14 protein-coding genes and 1 riboswitch are annotated in these 19392 nt (G+C 44.1%); of the genes, 10 read left to right on the top strand and 4 right to left on the bottom strand.

The genetic code is table 11. The features are described from left to right. Positions 1-62: 62 nt before the first annotated feature. Positions 63-836, bottom strand: coding sequence for a DUF6062 family protein (locus tag ETP43_RS10830; protein WP_129258051.1), 774 nt, complete (start codon positions 834-836; stop codon positions 63-65). A 65-nt stretch (positions 837-901) separates the two neighbouring features. Beyond that, entirely contained in the window at positions 902-1696 is a 795-nt protein-coding gene (locus ETP43_RS10825; protein ID WP_129258050.1) for an MBL fold metallo-hydrolase, read from the bottom strand. A gap of 388 nt (positions 1697-2084) precedes the next feature. Here ETP43_RS10825 and ETP43_RS10820 point away from each other — a divergent pair, with 388 nt between their 5' ends. From ETP43_RS10820 to ETP43_RS10780, 9 genes are all read left to right on the top strand, one after another. Continuing rightward, positions 2085-3335 carry a 6-phosphofructokinase gene (locus ETP43_RS10820; RefSeq protein WP_129258049.1) on the top strand — a complete coding sequence of 417 codons (1251 nt, stop codon included), beginning with the start codon at positions 2085-2087 and terminating at the stop codon, positions 3333-3335. Positions 3336-3530: 195 nt separating this feature from the next. Further along, a complete protein-coding gene (gene ppdK, locus ETP43_RS10815) occupies positions 3531-6158 on the top strand; it encodes a pyruvate, phosphate dikinase (RefSeq protein ID WP_022172563.1) in 2628 nt (875 codons plus the stop codon). A gap of 440 nt (positions 6159-6598) precedes the next feature. Continuing rightward, positions 6599-8725, top strand: a complete 2127-nt coding sequence (locus ETP43_RS10810) for a sodium-translocating pyrophosphatase (protein ID WP_164979688.1) — start codon at positions 6599-6601, stop codon at positions 8723-8725. A 368-nt stretch (positions 8726-9093) separates the two neighbouring features. Then, positions 9094-10536, top strand: coding sequence for a putative DNA modification/repair radical SAM protein (locus ETP43_RS10805; protein WP_129258047.1), 1443 nt, complete (start codon positions 9094-9096; stop codon positions 10534-10536). A gap of 42 nt (positions 10537-10578) precedes the next feature. After that, a complete protein-coding gene (locus ETP43_RS10800) occupies positions 10579-11334 on the top strand; it encodes a TIGR03915 family putative DNA repair protein (RefSeq protein WP_129258046.1) in 756 nt (251 codons plus the stop codon). A 165-nt stretch (positions 11335-11499) separates the two neighbouring features. After that, complete coding sequence (locus ETP43_RS10795) at positions 11500-12633, top strand: MGDG synthase family glycosyltransferase (RefSeq protein ID WP_022399805.1); 1134 nt, start codon at positions 11500-11502, stop codon at positions 12631-12633. Positions 12634-12763: 130 nt separating this feature from the next. Then, on the top strand, positions 12764-13417 hold the full coding sequence (locus ETP43_RS10790) for a glycerol-3-phosphate acyltransferase (RefSeq protein WP_243114256.1): 654 nt from the start codon (positions 12764-12766) through the stop codon (positions 13415-13417). Positions 13418-13557: 140 nt separating this feature from the next. Next, positions 13558-13636, top strand: a riboswitch (ZMP/ZTP riboswitch). Between the two features lie 152 nt (positions 13637-13788). After that, positions 13789-14502, top strand: coding sequence for an IMP cyclohydrolase (locus tag ETP43_RS10785; protein ID WP_022399807.1), 714 nt, complete (start codon positions 13789-13791; stop codon positions 14500-14502). 16 nt (positions 14503-14518) lie between these two features. After that, the gene (locus ETP43_RS10780) at positions 14519-15703 is read left to right on the top strand and encodes a phosphoribosylaminoimidazolecarboxamide formyltransferase (RefSeq protein ID WP_022399808.1); all 1185 of its coding nucleotides are present in this window, start codon (positions 14519-14521) and stop codon (positions 15701-15703) included. A 212-nt stretch (positions 15704-15915) separates the two neighbouring features. On the opposite strand, the gene ETP43_RS10775 is transcribed toward ETP43_RS10780, so the two are convergent. Together ETP43_RS10775 and ETP43_RS10770 are read right to left on the bottom strand one after the other, a co-directional pair. After that, positions 15916-17163: an IS256 family transposase gene (locus tag ETP43_RS10775; protein WP_055282856.1), complete on the bottom strand. Its 1248-nt coding sequence runs from the start codon at positions 17161-17163 to the stop codon at positions 15916-15918. A gap of 163 nt (positions 17164-17326) precedes the next feature. Continuing rightward, the gene (locus ETP43_RS10770; protein WP_022399809.1) at positions 17327-17701 is read right to left on the bottom strand and encodes a BlaI/MecI/CopY family transcriptional regulator; all 375 of its coding nucleotides are present in this window, start codon (positions 17699-17701) and stop codon (positions 17327-17329) included. Between the two features lie 379 nt (positions 17702-18080). Here ETP43_RS10770 and ETP43_RS10765 point away from each other — a divergent pair, with 379 nt between their 5' ends. Continuing rightward, complete coding sequence (locus tag ETP43_RS10765) at positions 18081-19379, top strand: ABC transporter substrate-binding protein (protein WP_129258045.1); 1299 nt, start codon at positions 18081-18083, stop codon at positions 19377-19379. The last annotated feature ends 13 nt before the right edge of the window (positions 19380-19392 follow it).

Raw genomic sequence — 19392 nt, 5'->3', positions numbered from 1 at the left:
GTCTTACTCCCTCTTTTTCATAGTCAGGCTTGGTAAATATTGATTTTTGAAAACAGACAGGGTCAGTAATCAATTTTGAATACAGGGTCTGCAGGATAGCCGCCGCCGAGTTTCTGGATGGCCCGCTGGATGCTGTCCTTGGAATTGCCCCAGTCTTTGTCGCGGTTCAGGTAGTCCTGTTTGTCACAAAACCAGGTAACTTCTTCTTCAAGACGCTCCATATTTTCTTCCATCAGAGAAAAGAGAACCGGATAAAATTCCTGTTTTTCTTTGTCTGAAAGCTTTTTTTCGCCGACTTCCACAAGGTCGCGGAAGTGATGCATGCAGAATCCTTTGCTGCTTTTGAAAAGTTCTTTGAATTCTTTGCTGTTTTTATACATATAAAAGAAAGTATCCAGATAACGCTGATAAGTTGCATTAAAATGGTCACAGACATAGCAGCTGTGTTCTTTTTCATAGAGCCATTGTCCCAATGGCGTTTCCGGGGCATCCGGGTTCAGGTCTGTCTTTTTCAGACGTCCCATCAGGGTAGATTTGCCGGAAGTAAAAGATTTTATCTGTCTGGTCATCTCTTCATTCAGTTTTTTCAGATGTGTGCTGAGCATCAGTCCACAGCCGAGACGATTGCCAAAATCATACATCATTTTATAATGGTGACGACAGAAGCCGATCCGGTCAGTCTCCATGCGGATATCATCCTCCATATAAGAAGACTGTTTGCCAAGTATGAATTCCAGAGCGTGCTGCTCGGCATCCCGTTCTAATCTGCAGAAAGGACATTCATCTTCTGCATGAAAAGCATCGTTTAGTGGAATGGTATAGATTGTTTCTTTCATGTGATTCCCTCGCTGTCTATATGAAATTATTGTTTCTCCGGATGGAACATCGAAAACTGTATTCCCTATTTCTGTGAAAGAAGATACTGCATTTCGGCGCGTCCATACGAAGCATAAAGTAACGGTTCCTGGGTGAATGCTCTTGAAACATTGCTTGGACGTCCCTGGATTTCGCCGGAAAGTACCTGAGCCACCAGGTCGATCAGATCAGCCAGAACACCGAGACCCAGTGGATTATAAACCGGATGCGCAACAGATTCGAAGGCTTGCATATGATGACCTCCGAAGAACTTCATCCGTCCACCGTTGTCAACCAGCCAATGCATGAGATGAATCAGACTGTCGTAATATGTTTTAAGATCCGTTGATCCCGGAACCTGCATCCAGACTCCGCATCCGCTTCCGATCGCATCGCCTGTGAACAGGTAATTCTCCCTGGCTTCCAGAATAACTACACTTCCCGGTGTGTGTCCGGGAACCTGACAGATACGAAGCTCTGTTCCGCCAAGAAAAATTACTGAGCCTGTGTGAATATCGTGAATCTCATCCCAGGGTTTCAGTCTTCCGACAGTCAGGGTGCGCAGTGTCGTTGCATCTATTTTCTTTTCGTCGTGACACATATAAACTTCTTCAAACTCATCCATATGATATATGTGATCCAAATGCGCATGAGTCGCCACAAGAAGAAGTGGTTTGTCCGTGAGTTCACGGAGCAGTGGCAGGATTTTTTTATCGGTGGTAATCCCGGTATCGATGACTGCCGCTTTCTCATCACCTTCTATCATGTAGAAAGAAGAATTTCCTGCATCCAGAATACAAAAGATATGTTTGCCGATTTTCGTTACTTCAAAACCTTCCATGGTTGTTTCCTCCTTGATTTGCCGTGGTTCACAGAATATCTGATAATGTTTTATAGATAAATAGTAACTATTCAGTAGCCATTATCCCGCGAGGTGTTTTGGCATAAATATGCCAAAATCCCGAGACATACAAGCAAAAATGCCATCACCGAAGGTGATTTTCAATGCATTTTTGCTCGTAACTGTGAAGTTACTGAACAGTTACGATAAATAATGTATAAACATCTTGTATAAGAATAACCTGTATTATACAAAAGGTCAATAAGAAAACATGAGAGAATCATAATAATAGTGAATATACATAAAGAAATATTGAAAAAATAATAATAATTTAGTATAATGACGATTATAGTATTATCGTACAAAATATTTATAGGAGGAGATGCCAATGGCCAGCAAAAAAAGAAATGTAATCGTAGGACAGTCCGGAGGTCCGACATCTGTAATCAATTCCAGCTTGGCAGGTGTGTATAAAAATGCAATTGAGAGAGGATTTGACAAAGTATATGGTATGCTGCATGGTGTTCAGGGACTTTTAGATGAACAATATGTGGATATGTCCACACAGATCCATTCGGATCTGGATATTGAACTGTTAAAGAGAACCCCGTCCGCTTTTTTGGGATCCTGTCGTTATAAACTCCCGGAAATTCATGAAAACATGGAGATATATGACAGGATTTTTGAGATTCTGGACAAGCTGGAGATTGATTCCTTTATATATATCGGAGGAAACGACTCCATGGATACCATCCGTAAACTTTCCGACTATGCCATCGTAAAAGGACATAAACAAAAGTTTCTCGGTGTGCCGAAAACAATTGATAACGACCTGGCTCTGACGGATCATACACCTGGGTTTGGAAGTGCGGCAAAATACATTGCGGCTTCCACAAAAGAAGTAATCCGTGATGCACTTGGACTGACATACAAAAAAGAAATGATCACCGTTATGGAAATCATGGGAAGAAATGCGGGATGGCTTACCGGAGCTGCAGCGCTTGCTAAAACAGAGGAATGTGAAGGACCGGATCTGATCTATCTTCCGGAGATCGCTTTTGATGTAGACGATTTCCTGGCAAAAGTAAAAGAACTGCTGCAGAAGAAGAGCTCTATTGTAATTGCAGTTTCAGAAGGAATCAAACTGGCAGACGGACGGTATGTATGCGAACTGTCCGGTGGCGGAGATTATGTAGACGCATTCGGACACAAACAGTTACAGGGTACAGCAGCTTATCTTGCCGGATTCCTGGGCGCAGAGATCGGATGCAAGACTCGTAGCGTAGAATTCTCAACACTGCAAAGAAGTGCTTCTCATATGGCATCCAGAGTAGATATCGAAGAAGCATTTATGGTAGGTGGTGCCGCAGTGAAAGCAGCAGACGAAGGCTATAACGGAAACATGGTGGTTATCGACCGGGTATCCGATGATCCGTACATGTCATCCGCGGGAATCTACGATGTACACCGGATCGCCAATGAAGAAAAACTGGTTCCGAGAGAATGGGTAAATAAAGAAGGCAATTATGTAACAAAAGACTTTATTGACTATGTAAAACCGCTGATCCAGGGCGATTATCAGCCAATTATGGTAAATGGTCTGCCACGCCATCTGGTTCTGGACATGAAAAAGAAATAATGTGCCGAAATTCATGTAAAAATAAGAAGGATTTTTAACGTATTTTTCCTTTTTTTCTTCGGTTTGACTTGACTATAATGTGCTTTTTGATTACAATTATTATATACGAGTGCGAACTGCATGAGTAAAATGTTTTCCGCTTTTCCTGGTGGGAAATGTTTGGAAATTTAATATACTTTTAGGAGGAATGTTTAAATGGCAACAAAGTGGGTTTATATGTTCACTGAAGGTAATGCTACCATGAGAAACCTTCTGGGTGGAAAAGGTGCTAACCTTGCTGAAATGACAAACTTAGGACTGCCGGTACCACAGGGCTTCACAATTACAACAGAAGCTTGTACTCAGTACTATGAGGACGGAAGAAAAATTAACGATGAAATCATGGCTCAGATCATGGAATCCATCACAAAAATGGAAGAGATCACCGGAAAGAAATTCGGTGACAAAGAAAATCCTCTTCTGGTTTCCGTTCGTTCTGGTGCAAGAGCATCCATGCCTGGTATGATGGATACTATCCTGAACCTGGGTCTGAATGAAGAAGTAGTAGAAGTTCTGGCTGCTCATTCCGGAAATCCTCGTTGGGCATGGGATTGCTACAGAAGATTTATCCAGATGTACTCTGACGTAGTTATGGAAGTAGGTAAAAAATACTTCGAAGAACTGATCGACAAAATGAAAGCTGACAGAGGCGTGAAACAGGACGTTGAACTGACAGCAGAAGATCTGAAAGAGCTGGCTAACCAGTTCAAAGCTGAATACAAAGAAAAAATCGGAGCTGAATTCCCGACAGATCCGAAGGAACAGCTGATGGGCGCTATCAAAGCTGTATTCCGTTCTTGGGATAACCCACGTGCTAACGTATATCGTCGTGATAACGATATTCCGTATTCCTGGGGAACAGCAGTTAACGTACAGATGATGGCATTCGGTAACATGGGTGATGACTGTGGTACCGGTGTAGCATTCACACGTGACCCTGCAACAGGTAATAACGGTCTGTTCGGTGAATTCCTGACAAATGCACAGGGTGAAGACGTAGTTGCCGGTGTTCGTACACCTATGCACATTTCCGAAATGGAACAGAAGTTCCCGGAAGCATTCAAACAGTTCAAAGAAGTTTGCAAAACTCTGGAAACTCACTACAGAGATATGCAGGATATGGAGTTTACTGTAGAACATGGTAAACTGTACATGCTGCAGACACGTAACGGTAAGAGAACAGCTCAGGCTGCTCTGAAGATCGCTTGTGATCTGGTAGATGAAGGAATGAGAACAGAAGAAGAAGCAGTAGCTATGATCGATCCTCGTAACCTGGATACTCTGCTTCATCCGCAGTTCGATGCAGCTGCTCTGAAAGCTGCTACTCCAATGGCTAAAGCTCTGGGAGCTTCACCGGGAGCTGCTTGCGGTAAAATCGTATTCACAGCTGATGACGCTGTAGAATGGGCTGCAAGAGGAGAAAAAGTAGTTCTGGTTCGTCTGGAGACATCTCCGGAAGATATCACCGGTATGAAATCTGCTCAGGGTATCCTGACAGTTCGTGGTGGTATGACATCCCACGCAGCAGTAGTTGCCCGTGGTATGGGAACTTGCTGTGTATCCGGTTGTGGCGATATCACAATGGACGAAGAAAACAAGAGATTTACACTGGCTGGAAAAGAATACCATGAAGGAGATGCAATCTCTCTGGATGGTTCTACAGGTAACATCTATGACGGTATCATCCCGACTGTAGACGCTACAATCGCAGGTGAATTCGGAAGAATCATGGGATGGGCTGACAAATACAGAACTATGAAAGTCCGTACAAATGCAGATACTCCGGCAGATGCTAAAAAAGCTCGTGAGCTGGGTGCAGAAGGTATTGGTCTTTGCCGTACAGAGCATATGTTCTTCGAAGGCAACAGAATCGATGCATTCCGTGAAATGATCTGTGCTGAAACAGTAGAAGAAAGAGAAGCAGCTCTGGCTAAGATCCTTCCGGAACAGCAGGGAGACTTCGAAAAACTGTATGAAGCTCTGGAAGGTAACCCGGTTACTATTCGTTTCCTGGATCCGCCGCTTCATGAGTTCGTTCCTACTGAAGAAGAAGATATCAAGAAACTGGCTGATGCTCAGGGTAAAACTGTTGAGCAGATCAAAGCTATCATCGATTCTCTGCATGAGTTCAACCCGATGATGGGTCATCGTGGATGCCGTCTGGCTGTAACTTATCCGGAAATCGCTAAGATGCAGACAAGCGCAGTTATCCGTGCAGCTATCAACGTTAAGAAAGCTCATCCGGACTGGAATGTAAAACCGGAAATCATGATTCCGCTGGTAGGCGATATCAAAGAGCTGAAATATGTTAAGAAATTCGTTGTTGAGACAGCAGATGCAGAAATCGCAGCAGCTGGCAGCGACCTGACATATGAAGTTGGTACCATGATCGAGATCCCGAGAGCAGCTCTGACTGCAGACGAGATCGCTAAAGAAGCTGACTTCTTCTGCTTCGGTACAAACGACCTGACACAGATGACATACGGCTTCTCCCGTGATGACGCCGGTAAATTCCTGGATGCTTACTATGATGCTAAGATCTTCGAAAACGATCCATTTGCAAAACTGGATCAGGTAGGTGTTGGCAAACTGATGGATATGGCTCTGAAATTAGGAAAACCGGTTAATCCAAGCCTGCATGTAGGTATCTGTGGAGAACACGGTGGAGATCCAAGTTCTGTAGAATTCTGCAACAAACTGGGTCTGGACTATGTTTCCTGCTCACCGTTCCGTGTGCCGATCGCAAGACTGGCAGCAGCTCAGGCAGCAATCAACCAGAAATAATTTCAAATTATATAAAGTCATGTGAAAACATGAATTGTGTCCAAACGTAAAGATTGACCCCGAAGGTCTGAAGTGATTCAGGCCACGGGGTCTTTTTTGCGTGATGATAAAAAATAATAAAAGCGAAATAATAAGTTGTGAAAATAATAAGAAGAAAACTGTAAATATATAATAAAAATTATGCAAAATGGCAATGAGATAAAAGGAAGAAAAGGAAAATGATATACAAAATAGATGAAAATACAGAGAAAAAATCTTGTAAAATAGAAAAATGTATGATACTATGATGCTAAAGTGGGAAGAAGGTCGATTCATGAAAATAAAGGCGATTTACAGGGGTGGAAAGAGTCTTTATTTTTATAAAATATAAAGTTATTTGGGGCAATCGTTACCGGGTGAGGCGGTAATTTGCAAAAATATATTTTATGGGGGTGGAGCTTATGGATAGTTCCGTTTTTTGGTACGCAGTGTTAGCTGTCGTAGTAGTTGCTCTCGTTTTTGTCCTTTTCAACTTCAACAAAGTGAAGAAACTGAAAGAAGGAACCGACGAGATGATAGAGATGGCCGGTATCATTCGAAGTGGTGCGGGTACATTTCTGAAAGCAGAGTTTAAGGTAATCGCAATTATTGGTGTTATCATTGCTCTGGTATTCAGTTTATTTGTGGAAGCCACAAGTGGAATCACATTTCTGCTTGGCGGGCTGATGAGCAGTCTGGTTTGTATCATTGGTATGAAGAGTGCGACCTATGCCAATGTACGTACTGCAAACAAGGCAAGAGAGTCACTTTCCATCGGAGAGACTGTAAAAGTAGCATTGAGTGGTGGAAGTGTCAGCGGTATTGCGGTACAGGCATTTGGTATGCTGGGACTGTTACTGGTGTTGATCATCTGGGGTGTAGATCCACACGCGACAGGTCACGGACTGGTGGCAAATCTGGAGTGCAATCCTTCCATCATGAGAATCACTACATACTCTCTGGGATGTTCAATCGTAGCCATGTTCAACAGGGTTGCAGGTGGTAACTACACGAAGGCGGCAGACATTTCATCGGATATTCTTGCCAAGATTCGCCATGATATGCCGGAGGATGACAGTCGTGTGCCAAATGTTATTGCAGACTTTATCGGAGATAATGTCAACGATATCGCAGGTAACTGTTCTGACCTTCTGGAAAGCTTCGTGGCAACCATTGCAGCTTCCATCATGATTGCAGTTACGTTATTTATCAATGGAATCGTGAATGTATCGGATGAAACATTTGTCCGTATGATCATTTTCCCGGTGATTCTTGCCGGTGCCGGCCTGATTGGATGTCTGATCGGTCTGAGCTACGCATTTGTGCGGAAGATGGGAGATGATCCGTCAAGAGAACTGAATCTTGCCACCTGGATTTCAGCAGGAATTACGGTTGTTCTGGGGCTGGCTGCTTCGTATATGATGTTTGGAAATGTTCCGTTATATGAAGATATGGTCTGTGGATGGATATCTCCATGGATTTCAAGTATCCTCGGTATCGTCAGCGGAATTGCAATCGGAAGTATTACAGAATATTATACCAGTGACAAATACAAACCGACGAAAAAGCTCGCAGAGATGGCAATCGAGGGTGAGGCTTTCGTTATCACAAAAGGTGATGCGATCGGATCCCGTTCTACCTTGCTGCCGATTCTAATCATCGGTATCGCACTGTTTATCTCCGGTAAGATCAGCGGAACGTATGGAATCGCGATTTCCGCACTGGGTATGCTTTCGTTCGTGGGAGCAACGGTTTCCATCGATGCCTTCGGACCGATCGCAGACAATGCCGGTGGACTGGCAGAGTCCTGTCATCTGGAACATAAAGTACGTATCATCACGGACAAGCTGGATTCAGTAGGAAATACGACAGCGGCGATCGGAAAAGGATTTGCTATCGGTTCTGCGGCATTTGCAGCAGTTTCCCTGATCGTGGCTTATGTAGGAAACTATACAGCAAAAGGAGAAGAGCCGGTATTGAATATCGCATCCTTCATCGTGGTTGCGGGCGGTCTGATCGGTGGCGCACTGATCGAGTATTTCTCCGCAATGCTTACCGATAACACCATCGAGTCAGCCAAACTGATGGCAGACGAGGGTGATAAGATGCTTTCTACTCCTGGTGTTCTGGAAGGAAAGGTAAAACCGGATTATAACAAACTGATCGGTATGGCTGCAAACCAGGCATTGAAGAAAATGGTTGTTCCATCCGTACTGGCACTTTGCATCCCGGTCATCGGCGGATTTATCTTTGGTGTACAGTTTGTAGGCGGTATCCTGATCGGTGCTACGATCGTGGCGATTCCGCGAGCACTGTTTATGGGTAACTCCGGTGGAGCTTTCGACAATGCGAAAAAATACATCGAGAGCGAAGCGCTGGAAGGACATGGAAAAGGCTCAGCCGCTCACAAAGCAGCAGTTACCGGTGATACCGTTGGTGATACAAGAAAAGACGTTGTCGGCGTGGCACTGGATATCTTTATCAAGAGTATGTCCACAGTTGCCAATACCTTGGCATCGTTGTTCTCTACGATTACATTGATTCATTAATAAGCGTAAAAGAAAAAAGAAAATCTTCTGTTGGCGGATAGGTCGACAGGAGATTTTCTTTTTTGGTTGCATGGCATTGGAAAGGATCTGTCAGTGGCAAGTTTTGTTGGTTCGGTGGAAAGAATGATAAACGTTACTGTTCACTGGTAACATTCCGCGAGGTGTTTTTTGTGAACAAAGTTCACAGAAAACCCGAGAGTTGCGGCGCGAAATCATGCAAAGCATGATTTCTGTGCATCGCGAAGCGTGTTACTGTAAACGGAGTGAACAGTAACTGATAAACAACAAAAACGTACAAATGTTCGAAAAAGATATTTACATCGAACATACATTCGTGTATAATAAAAGAAACGATGGAGGTGAAAGAAATGGAGTTAAGACATGGTCTGTCGATACAGGAAAAACTGCGGATTCTGGCGGATGCGGCGAAATATGATGTGGCGTGTACATCGAGTGGTGTGGACAGAAAGGGAAAGAAGGGTTCTCTGGGGAATTCCAAAGCCTGTGGAATCTGTCACAGTTTTTCGGCAGATGGCAGATGTATCTCGTTATTGAAAGTACTGATGACGAATCATTGTGTCTACGATTGCAAATACTGTGCAAACAGGGTATCGAATGATACGGAACGCACCGCATTTACACCGAGAGAATTGTGTGAATTGACAGTGGAATTCTATAAAAGAAATTATATCGAGGGACTGTTTCTTAGCTCCGGGGTGCAAAAGAATCCGGCGTATACGATGGAAAAGATGTGTGAGGCGCTGGAACTGCTTCGTACGGAATATCATTTTAACGGATATATTCATGTAAAAGCAGTTCCGGGTGCACCGGATGATCTGATCATGCGTGCTGGTTATCTGGCGGATCGTATGAGTATCAACCTGGAACTGCCGACGGCGGAGGGAATGAAAAAACTGGCACCGAACAAATCTCACCAGACAATATTAAGACCGATGGCAAAGGTGACAGATACGATTGCCGCGAACAGACTGGCGCATGGGAAGAGTGCATATCTGGAGCGGAGTACCTCCAACCGGTATCTGACCGGGAGTATTTTTTCGGACGAGCAGAGGAAACTTACGGGAAATCAGGCAGATCGGATCGGAGAATCTTCTGTTTATCACATCACGACAAAAGAACATGAAAAACTGAAAAACCGTCCGTTTGCATCTGCAGGGCAAAGTACACAGATGATCATCGGTGCGACACCGGAGACAGATTATCACCTGCTTCGCACCACTCAGAGTCTGTACCAGAAGTATGATCTGAAACGAGTCTTTTTTTCGGCTTATGTTCCAGTGAATGAAGATCGGGATCTCCTGGCACTGGATGCAAAACCGCCCCTTTTAAGGGAACACCGTCTCTATCAGGCAGACTGGCTGCTGCGGTTTTATGGATTCCATGCGGAGGAACTGTTGTCGGAACAGAGACCGAATTTTAACGAGCAGATCGATCCCAAGTGTGAGTGGGCACTCCGGCATCTGGAACTTTTTCCGGTGGAGATCAATACGGCATCTTATGAACAGATCCTGCGGATCCCCGGTGTGGGCCCAAAGTCGGCGGGCAGGATCGTGCGCGCAAGGAGATACGGAAGTCTGGATTTTGATCATCTGAAAAAGATGGGTGTTGTTTTAAAAAGAGCGCATTATTTTATCACCTGCAACGGAAAAATGATGTACCGGATTCCGATAGAAGAGGAGTTTATCACCAAACAGCTGACCAGTGTGGAATACAAAGAAAACTGGCAGCTGATGCATCAGCAGGATTATCATCAGATGTCACTGTTCGGGGATTTTGGTGTACAGGCTTAGAATTGCAGAAAGAAGATAGAAGATGCCAGAAAGGGAACAGAAATGTATTGTTTTACCTGTAAAGAAGATTTTGAGAGTATGATGACCTGTATCTATCGGGTGTGGGAGGCGAAAAAGGGAAGACAGAATGTCAGGCTGGAGATCGAACCGGTGGAACAGATGGAACTGCTGACTGAATATATCCATGTGGAGATGGATCCGGAGCTGGCACAGAAGGTGATTCGATCTATCCGGACAAAAATATCTGCGCATGCATATTATCAGATCTATCTGGCAGCCATGAGCATTGATCCCGGGCGACTGGATGCGATTTATCGGTTCCTGCGGCTTGGGTTTGCCGTCGGAGGGCAAGTGACCGAGTATCTGAGAGAAGAACCTGTGATGCGGATTTTTGAACTGAGTCGGCAGGTGGCAAATGAAAGACACTATTTTTATGAATTCCTGCGATTTGCGAGAATCGAACCGGATATTTATGTCGCGCATATGAAACCGAAAGGAAATGTGGCGGCGCTGGTAGCAGAACATTTTGCGGACCGGATGCCATCGGAAGACTGGATGATCATCGATGATGGGCGGTGTCTGGGCGTGATCCATCCGAAAGATGAGCCGTTTTACGTTACGGAATTCCGGGAAGAGGAGATGGAGCGGCTTTGCCAGACGGAAAAACAGGAAGATCTTTACACGCAGATGTGGAAAGAATTTTTTCACACGATTGCAGTGGAAAAGAGGGAGAATCCGGTATGCCAGAGAAATCTGTTTCCGTTACGTTACAGAAAACATGTGACGGAGTTTTTATAAAAAAGAAAAGAACGAATATGGCAAAATCGCAGGGGTGTTGTTTGAAAAATAGACAGAAAACTGTTATGATAAGAAGAAAAGAAGATATCTGTATACTGTAGGCAACGGAAGGTAAAAGTATCAGGTAAAAAAACAGAAAACAGGATACAGAATGGAGACAGACGAATGAAGATATTGATATTATCCTGTAATACCGGCGAGGGACACAATTCCGCCGGTCGGGCGGTGAAAGAATATCTGGAATTACAGGGACATCAGGTGGTTATGGAAGATATGATGCTTCTGAAAGGAGCGCGGACATCGAAAGCAGTGGGCGGAGCCTATGTGGGGATCGTGAAACATTGTCCGTTGTTATTCGGTCTGGGTTACCGGCTGGGTGGATGGGTTTCTTCGGATAAGAGGAAGTCACCAGTATATTATACCTGCAGTCTTCTGGAGGGAACGTTACAACGGTATCTGGAGCAGAACAGGTTTGATGCCATTGTAACTCCACATCTGTATCCGGCGGAGACTCTGACAGCGATGAAGAAAAAAGGCTGGCTGAAGATCCCGGTGGTGGCGATCGGAACGGATTATACCTGTATTCCTTTCTGGGAGGAGACAGACTGCGATTATTATGTGATTCCGCATGAAGATCTGATTGATGAGTTTGCAAAGCGGGGGGTTCCGAGAGAAAAACTTCTTCCGTGGGGGATTCCGGTACGGCAGAACTTTATGAAAGAATGGGATAAGAGGGAAGCAAGAAAAATCTGTCATATTCCACAGGAGAGTAAAAGTTATCTGGTGATGGGCGGCAGTATGGGATTTGGAAAGATCCAGATCTTTGTGCTGGAACTTGCCCGCAGGATGGAAGCAGATGAGAACATGGTGGTCATCTGTGGAAATAATAAAAAGCTGGAAACACTTTTAAAACGGGAACTGGTTCATCGAAAGAATGTGAGAGTCCTCGGGTATACGGATCAGGTGGCGGCTTACATGGCAGCCTGTGATGTGATTTTCACGAAACCCGGGGGACTCAGCAGCACGGAAGCAGCTGTGATGGGGATTCCGATGGTACATACGAATCCGATTCCGGGATGTGAGACGAAAAATGTGGAATTCTTCCAGAAACATGGCATGTCTATCGGAAAACGTTCGTTTGTCGGACAGGTGCGCGCGGGAGAAAAACTTCTGGAGCGAGAAAAACTGCGCGTGGAGATGCAGGAAGCACAGAAAAAGAACAGTAGACCGGAGGCGGCAGAGCGTATCTGTAAACTTTTGGAAGAGCTGATCGGTAAAGCGAATGAAATGATAGACTAGAAATTATTTGGTAGATAGTATTCCAGATGCATTTTGGCTCGTAATTGTGAAGAAACGGAAACGTTACATAGTTATATAGAACAGCAGCAATGAAGAGGACGAAAAAGAGGTACTTCCATCGAAGAACGATTTGAAAGCGAAAGTACAGAAAGAAACAGGGGGAAAACGAGAGATGATCACATGGCAGGAGTGGTGTTATATCATAGGCGGGTATCTGTCCGGCAGTATCCTGTACAGCTATCTGTTGCCAAAGGCACTGAAAGGAATTGATATTACAGCGGAAAGTCCGGATGGAAACCCGGGAACGGCGAATGCTTTTACCTGTGCGGGCATACCGATCGGGATTCTGGTGCTGTGCATGGAACTGCTGAAAGGTTATCTTCCGGTGCATCTGGCGTTGCGGGAGGTGAATCCGGCACGATGGAGCTTTGCGCTGATTCTGGCAGCTCCGGTTTTCGGACATGCCTGCCCGTTTTTACAGCCACAGAAAGGTGGAAAAGCCATTGCGGTATCGTTCGGGGTACTGCTGGGGCTGGTACCGTTCTGGCTTCCGGTACTGTCTCTGGCAGCCCTGTATCTGATCTTTTCCCTGGTGATCGTGATCGAGCCGCATTTTTACCGTTCGGTTTGTACCTTTGTACTGTTTTCCGTCAGTGTTTTCTGTCGGGTGGCGATGACAGGTATCAGTGTCGGCTGCTGTCTGATCTCGGCTGTGGTGATCCGGAATCATTACGCCAGATATCGGGGAGAGCAGATGAGTGTGCGACTGGTACTTCATCGGTAAGAAAACGACAGGGAATATCGACAGTGATGATTGTTTGCTGAGCATATTGGAATGTGAAGCGTGTGAATGGGAACAGCATTGCTGGATGTCGAAATTATGAAAACAGGGTTGACAGAAGAAAAAATAAATGCTATTTTTGAAGTAACTTATATGACTGACGGAAGTGGAGTTTACCACGGGGAGTATAAGGGTTTGAAGCCGACCGTCTGGGCAGTGTAGCTCGGATTGTAGGCTTTTTTCGTTTTCAGCATAATTTCTGCGTAGTATGGAGAGGGCGAGAAAAGCCAGGTATAGTGATTCTGACAACCAGGATTCGCTATACCGATCCGGACCACAGCAAATCAAATCATAAGACAAAAGGAGAATTGTTCATGAAGATGATATCATTGGAACAGGAACTGAAAGGAAATTTATACCCAGGAAGAGGAATTGTAATTGGCAGATCTGCAGACGGAACCAAAGCAGTTGCAGCCTATTTCATCATGGGAAGAAGTGAGAACAGCAGAAACCGTGTCTTTGTAGAAGAAGGACAGGGAATCCGCACCCAGGCCTTTGATCCTTCCAAACTGGTGGATCCGAGTCTTATTATCTATGCACCGGTACGCGTGCTGGGCAATAAAACCATCGTAACCAACGGAGACCAGACAGATACCATTTATGAAGGAATGGACAGACAGCTGACATTTGAGCAGTCTCTGACATCCAGAGAATTTGAACCGGATGCGCCGAATTATACCCCTCGGATCTCCGGTGTAATGCACATCGAAAACGGAGTATTTGATTATGCAATGTCCATCTTAAAAAGCAACAACGGCAATCCGGATTCCTGCAACCGTTACACATTCTCTTATGGAACCGCACTTGCAGGAGAAGGACATTTTATTCATACGTATATGGGCGATGGCAATCCGCTGCCAAGTTTTGAGGGCGAACCGAAACTCGTGGCAATCCCGGATGAGATCGATGGATTTACCAGCCTGTTATGGGAAAGCCTGAATGAAGAAAATAAAGTATCTCTGTTTGTACGCTATATCAATATTGCAGATGGTACTTATGAGACAAGAATCGTAAATAAAAACAAATAGGAGAGGGAGAAGCAAAATGAAAGAATTACAGTTAAAGTATGGATGTAACCCAAATCAGAAACCTTCCAGAATCTACATGAACGACGGATCAGAGCTTCCAATCAAAGTGCTTTCCGGAAAACCTGGATATATCAACTTCCTGGATGCTTTTAACGGATGGCAGCTGGTATCCAACCTGAAACAGGCAACCGGACTTCCGGCAGCAACTTCTTTCAAACACGTATCTCCGGCAGGTGCAGCAGTAGGTCTTCCGTTAAGCGAGACACTGGCAAAAATCTACTGGGTAGACGATATGGACTGGAAAAACTTCTCTCCGATCGCCTGTGCTTATGCGAGAGCAAGAGGCGCGGACCGTATGTCTTCTTTCGGAGATTTTATTTCTCTGTCAGATGTGTGTGACAAAGATACCGCGATGCTGATCAAGAGAGAGGTATCCGATGGCGTGATCGCACCGGGATATACACCGGAAGCACTCGAGATTCTGGCACAGAAGAAAAAAGGAAATTATAACGTGATCCAGATCGATCCGGATTATGTACCGGCTCCGCTGGAACATAAAGAAGTGTTCGGTGTTACCTTCGAACAGGGCAGACAGGAACTGGCAATCGATGATGAGCTGATCTCCAATCTGGTGACCAAAAACAAAGAACTGACAGAAGAAGCCAAGAGAGATATGAAGATTTCTCTGATCATCCTCAAATATACTCAGTCCAACTCCGTATGTTTCGTAAAAGGCGGACAGGCAATCGGTGTAGGTGCAGGACAGCAGTCCCGTGTACACTGTACCCGTCTGGCAGGACAGAAAGCAGACAACTGGTGGCTGCGTCAGAGTCCGCAGGTACTGAACCTTCCATTCAAGGAGGGTATCACCCGTGCAGAACGAGATAATGCGATTGATGTATATATGGGTGAGGAATACATGGATGTCATTGGTGACGGTAACTGGGAGAGATCCTTTACCGAGAAACCGGCAGTATTTACAAGAGAAGAAAAACGTGCATGGCTGGATCAGCTGACAGATGTTACACTGGGATCCGATGCATTCTTCCCGTTTGCAGATAACATTGAGCGCGCGCACAAGAGCGGTGTTACCTACATTGCACAGCCGGGCGGATCTGTCCGCGATGATCTGGTGATCGAATGCTGTGATAAATACAACATGGTAATGGCATTTACCGGTATCCGTCTGTTCCATCACTAAAAACAGATAGAGTAAAAAAGAACCGATGATTTCTGCTATGCTTGAGAGCGTTTCAAGTTTTGTGTAAACAGAAAAACTGATATAAGATATGTCATTAGTTATCGAGGACAGAACCTGTTTTTCAGGGTTCTGTCCTTGTTTGTATTATAATGCAGTTTTAAGGCATGTCAAGCAGGACTGGCTGTGCCAGCCCTGCCTAGCATGCATTCTGCTTATAACCTTTCCAATCTTTCTTCGAAGAAAATTTCCAGCTGAGAATGGATCTGTCCCCAATCCTGACGGTGTCCCGTCCATTTCTTGGTGATATCTATCATGGCCAGATACAGCATTTTCAAGAGACTGTCATCGGATGGAAATACCGTCTTGGATTTGGTGACTTTCCGGAGCTGGCGGTTAAATCCTTCAATCGTGTTCGTGGTATAGATCAGACGTCTGACAGCTTCCGGATACTTAAAATACGTTGAAAGATTTGCCCAGTTATCTTTCCATGACTTTGCAATCTTAGGGTATTTCCCGCTCCATTTTTCGTCAAAGCTGTCCAGTTCTGCCAATGCAACTTCTTCTGTAGGAGCTGCATATACACGCTTCAGATCTGCCATAAGTGGTTTGATCTCTTTGTAAGAAACAAATTTCGTGGTGTTCCTGATCTGATGGATGATGCACTGCTGGATCTCGGTCTGGGGAAATACTGCTTCAATTGCCTGTGGAAAACCGGTCAGTCCATCCACACACGCAATCAATATATCTTCTACGCCCCGGTTTTTCAGACCATTCAGGATGGAGAGCCAGAACTTGGCACTTTCATTTTGACCCACATACATCCCGAGGACATCCTTACGTCCTTCCATATCGATCCCAATCGCAATGTAAACAGCACGTTTTACAATCCGCCCCTCATTACGGGCATGGAAATGGATCGCATCCATAAATACAACAGCATACACACTTTCTAATGGCCTTTCCTGCCATTCTTTTACTATTGGCAGGATCTTATCAGTAATCCGGCTGACAGTACTGTCGGAGATCTCAAGATCGTATAATTCACGCATGTGGCTTTCTATATCGGCAGTAGTCATTCCTTTTGCGTACATGGAAATGATCTTTTCTTCCATGTCCTGCGTAATCGAATTCTGATACTTCTTTACAACCTGTGGTTCGAAGTCACCTTTTCGATCCCTTGGAATATCAATCTCCATATCTCCGTAACTGGTATGTAACGTTTTCTGGGAATATCCATTCCTGGAATTATCGGTTTCTTTATTTCGATAATCATACTTGGAATATCCCAGTTCTTCATCCAGTTCCTGATCAAGGGCACCTTCCAAAATGATAGACATCATATCCCGCATAATGGAATTAACATCTGTTCCATCTTTTACTTTTACATTGTTTTCTTTCAGGTAGTTTCCCATGAGTTCTCTAAGTGCTGCTTTTTGTGGTGAATCCTTTTTTCTTGCCATAAAATAAACCTCCAAACTGAGTAATTCTATCTTACATCAGTTTGGAGGTTTACACAAACTTTGGGATACTCCCCTATGCTTTTCAGATAAAAGGCATCGTCAGAAACCATCGGTTCTTTTTGGTTTATTGTTTATTTCTTCATTCATAAAATCTCAAATACTGCTATTTCTCAATCTTTTCTTTTAAATTAGCTCTGAAGGCATCGTCTGCCTGGTTCGTGTCGATCAGTAACTGAATATAATTCAGAATTCCGTCTTTCGTTGTCTGACTGTCTACGACACACTGAATCAGTTTCTGCTGTTCATCATAAGCATGCTGGGTAACAATCGGTGCATACGCTCTTCCGGTACGGGTCATGGATTTTCCGATGGAATCTACTTTCAGATATCCTTTTTTGGTAAGCGTGATGATACCGGGTGCTACGGTGTTTCTTTTGAGCGTGGTATCCTTTTTCAGAATCTCTGAGATCAGACAGGGATGACCGATCTGCCATACAGCCTGCATAATCTGCTCTTCTTTGCGGGTTAGTGTCTGCATAAAAGCTCCTTTCACATAAATTTAATAAGTAACAATAATGATACTGCTTTTATTATAAGCTATCTATTAAAAAAATCAATAAATATGTATCTGAATCGAACAAAATGAAACTATTTTCAGTAAATTAAGCTGGAAATTACCGGGAAAACTACGGAGGACGCAAAAAAAGTACGCTGTTATCAACATTCTATACAAAAATCAAAAATTTATACGTGAAAAAGAAAGAATGTTAAAAATGTTTCTTGGACATAATACACAAAAAACATATAGAATTATTGTATAAAATATTGGTGTTTTTGTAAACATGTTGCAAAACCTGACAAAACTAACTAGAATTCAAAACGGTTTATAAGATCAATAAGGAAAGGAATTATGGAAAATGAAAAGACGTGGAAAAGCAGCGCTCTGTCTTGGAATGGCTGGTGTGATGGCAGCTGGAACCATGCTTTCCGGATGTGGAAAAGAGGAAGCAAACGGAAAAGTAAAGATTGAAGTTGTTCAGTACAAACCGGAAGCCGTAGATGTATTTGAAGAGCTGGAAAAGAAATTCAATGAGACACACGACAATATTGAACTGGTGATCGATTCCCCGAACGACGCCATGACCATTCTGAAAACCAGATTTATTCGTGAGGATTATCCGGATATTATCGGAATCGGTGGTGATGTAAACTACTCCAATTTCCTTGATTCTGATATGTTGATGGATATTTCTGATTTTGACGGGCTTGCAGATGTCAAAGAGGCATATCTGCAGAACGATAAGGAACTGGAATATGTACCGATGGACGGAACGTATGCACTGCCGTACATGGCAAACGCAGCCGGTGTTCTTTATAATAGAGATATGTTTGAGGAACATGGATGGACGATCCCGACGACCTGGGATGAATTTACCGCTCTGTGTGAGAAGATCGAAGCAGAAGGCATTCAGCCACTGTACTTCGGATTCAAGGATTCCTGGACCTGCCTGGCTCCGTGGAATGCGATCGCTGTAGATCTGGCTCCGTCTGATGTGTGTTCGGAGGTAAACAAAGGCAATACCACATTTACCGATAATTACAGAGAAGTGGCAGAGAAAGAAAAAGCACTTCTGACATATGCACAGGACAACCCGGCAGCGTACGGATACAACGATGCATGTACCGCATTTGCCAAAGGAGAATCTGCAATGTTTGTGATCGGAAGTTACGCTGTTCCGCAGATCAAATCGGTAAATCCGGATATGAATATCGATTCGTTCGTATTCCCTGCAAGCAACAATGCAGAGGAAAATGTTCTGAACTCCGGTAATGATTTACAGTTTTCTGTTATGAAAAACTGCAAACACAAAGAAGAAGCATATGAGGTACTGCGTTTCTTCATGGAAGATGAAAATGTACAGGCATACATCGATGATCAGAGTGCCGTACCGTGTAAAAAAGGTGATTTTGATCTGCCGTCTATGCTGGATGGTATGAAAGATTACATCAACGAGGGAAAACTGGTAGACTACCAGGATCACCACTATCCGAGTGAAATGTCTGTAGATGCGATGATCCAGACGTACCTGCTGGATGACAGCGACAATGCTACCGACAAATTCCTGAAAAAATTTGATACTGAGTGGGTTCGTTACAACCGTGATCTGATCCAGAAAGTACAGGATTACGAAAAAGAAAACGGAAGTAATAATTAGGAAAGGGGATAAG

The sequence above is a fragment of the Blautia faecicola genome (assembly GCF_004123145.1).
In the GTDB taxonomy this organism is placed as follows: Bacteria; Bacillota; Clostridia; order Lachnospirales; family Lachnospiraceae; genus Oliverpabstia; species Oliverpabstia faecicola.
Note: the sequence above shows the minus strand (reverse complement) of the source record. Positions and strands in the feature narration are given on the sequence as shown.

Excerpts from the sequence above, each read along its gene's own strand:
- ETP43_RS10780 (WP_022399808.1), top strand. The coding sequence starts at position 14,519 with ATGAAAGAATTACAGTTAAAGTATGGATGTAACCCAAATCAGAAACCT.
- ETP43_RS10830 (WP_129258051.1), bottom strand. The coding sequence starts at position 836 with ATGAAAGAAACAATCTATACCATTCCACTAAACGATGCTTTTCATGCA.
- ETP43_RS10765 (WP_129258045.1), top strand. The coding sequence starts at position 18,081 with ATGAAAAGACGTGGAAAAGCAGCGCTCTGTCTTGGAATGGCTGGTGTG.
- ETP43_RS10825 (WP_129258050.1), bottom strand. The coding sequence starts at position 1,696 with ATGGAAGGTTTTGAAGTAACGAAAATCGGCAAACATATCTTTTGTATT.
- ETP43_RS10770 (WP_022399809.1), bottom strand. The coding sequence starts at position 17,701 with ATGCAGACACTAACCCGCAAAGAAGAGCAGATTATGCAGGCTGTATGG.
- ETP43_RS10775 (WP_055282856.1), bottom strand. The coding sequence starts at position 17,163 with ATGGCAAGAAAAAAGGATTCACCACAAAAAGCAGCACTTAGAGAACTC.
- ETP43_RS10810 (WP_164979688.1), top strand. The coding sequence starts at position 6,599 with ATGGATAGTTCCGTTTTTTGGTACGCAGTGTTAGCTGTCGTAGTAGTT.
- ETP43_RS10820 (WP_129258049.1), top strand. The coding sequence starts at position 2,085 with ATGGCCAGCAAAAAAAGAAATGTAATCGTAGGACAGTCCGGAGGTCCG.
- ETP43_RS10785 (WP_022399807.1), top strand. The coding sequence starts at position 13,789 with ATGAAGATGATATCATTGGAACAGGAACTGAAAGGAAATTTATACCCA.
- ppdK (WP_022172563.1), top strand. The coding sequence starts at position 3,531 with ATGGCAACAAAGTGGGTTTATATGTTCACTGAAGGTAATGCTACCATG.
- ETP43_RS10795 (WP_022399805.1), top strand. The coding sequence starts at position 11,500 with ATGAAGATATTGATATTATCCTGTAATACCGGCGAGGGACACAATTCC.
- ETP43_RS10800 (WP_129258046.1), top strand. The coding sequence starts at position 10,579 with ATGTATTGTTTTACCTGTAAAGAAGATTTTGAGAGTATGATGACCTGT.
- ETP43_RS10805 (WP_129258047.1), top strand. The coding sequence starts at position 9,094 with ATGGAGTTAAGACATGGTCTGTCGATACAGGAAAAACTGCGGATTCTG.